At 55.6% G+C, this 1416-nt stretch carries 1 rRNA gene and 1 other annotated feature (1 of these 2 only partly in view); the gene reads left to right on the top strand.

Going from position 1 to position 1416, the window contains the following annotated elements:
* Window positions 1-1172, top strand: a sequence feature (most likely nonfunctional fraction of RNA operon); it begins 3282 nt to the left of the window's first position.
* Window positions 1173-1292: 120 nt separating this feature from the next.
* Window positions 1293-1409 (top strand): 5S ribosomal RNA (gene rrf, locus ACIBG0_RS42045).
* Window positions 1410-1416: the final 7 nt, after the last annotated feature.

The following is a 1416-nucleotide window of genomic DNA, read 5'->3' as shown; positions in this document are numbered from 1 at the left end:
CCGGAGCTGGGTTGGGTCGCAGAGACCAGAGAGAAGCGACTGTTTACTAAAAACACAGGTCCGTGCGAAGTCGTAAGACGATGTATACGGACTGACGCCTGCCCGGTGCCGGAAGGTTAAGAGGACCGGTTAGCTACTTCGGTGGCGAAGCTGAGAATTTAAGCCCCGGTAAACGGCGGTGGTAACTATAACCATCCTAAGGTAGCGAAATTCCTTGTCGGGTAAGTTCCGACCTGCACGAATGGCGTAACGACTTCTCTGCTGTCTCAACCACAGACTCGGCGAAATTGCATTACGAGTAAAGATGCTCGTTACGCGCGGCAGGACGAAAAGACCCCGGGACCTTCACTATAGCTTGGTATTGGTGTTCGGTACGGTTTGTGTAGGATAGGTGGGAGACTGTGAAGCTGGCACGCTAGTGTTGGTGGAGTCGTCGTTGAAATACCACTCTGATCGTATTGGACCTCTAACCTCGGGCCATGATCTGGTTCAGGGACAGTGCCTGGTGGGTAGTTTAACTGGGGCGGTTGCCTCCTAAAATGTAACGGAGGCGCCCAAAGGTTCCCTCAGCCTGGTTGGCAATCAGGTGTCGAGTGCAAGTGCACAAGGGAGCTTGACTGTGAGAGTGACAGCTCGAGCAGGGACGAAAGTCGGGACTAGTGATCCGGCACCGGCAAGTGGAAGCGGTGTCGCTCAACGGATAAAAGGTACCCCGGGGATAACAGGCTGATCTTCCCCAAGAGTCCATATCGACGGGATGGTTTGGCACCTCGATGTCGGCTCGTCGCATCCTGGGGCTGGAGTAGGTCCCAAGGGTTGGGCTGTTCGCCCATTAAAGCGGCACGCGAGCTGGGTTTAGAACGTCGTGAGACAGTTCGGTCTCTATCCGCCGCGCGCGTCAGAAACTTGAGGAAGGCTGTCCCTAGTACGAGAGGACCGGGACGGACGAACCTCTGGTGTGCCAGTTGTCCTGCCAAGGGCACTGCTGGTTAGCTACGTTCGGAAGGGATAACCGCTGAAAGCATCTAAGCGGGAAGCCTGTTCCAAGATGAGGTTTCTCACCACCTTCGAGTGGTTAAGGCCCCCTACAGACCATGGGGTTGATAGGCCAGAACTGGAAGCCCGGTAACGGGTGTAGGTGACTGGTACTAATCGGCCGAGGACTTACCAACGAAGAAGCTACGCGTCCACTGTGCGGTATCTGAAACAACACACAGACACTGCAGCAGACAACGTCAGGGATTGTGTTTCCTGTGGGGTTGTCGCGCTGTTTGTGGATAGTTTCATAGAGTTACGGCGGCTATAGCGGTGGGGAAACGCCCGGTCCCATTCCGAACCCGGAAGCTAAGGCCACCAGCGCCGATGGTACTGCACTCGACAGGGTGTGGGAGAGTAGGACACCGCCGGAACATCCTT

The organism is Nocardia sp. NPDC050630 (assembly GCF_044457245.1).
Lineage (GTDB): Bacteria > Actinomycetota > Actinomycetes > Mycobacteriales > Mycobacteriaceae > Nocardia.
This window is presented reverse-complemented; position numbering and strand designations above follow the sequence as displayed.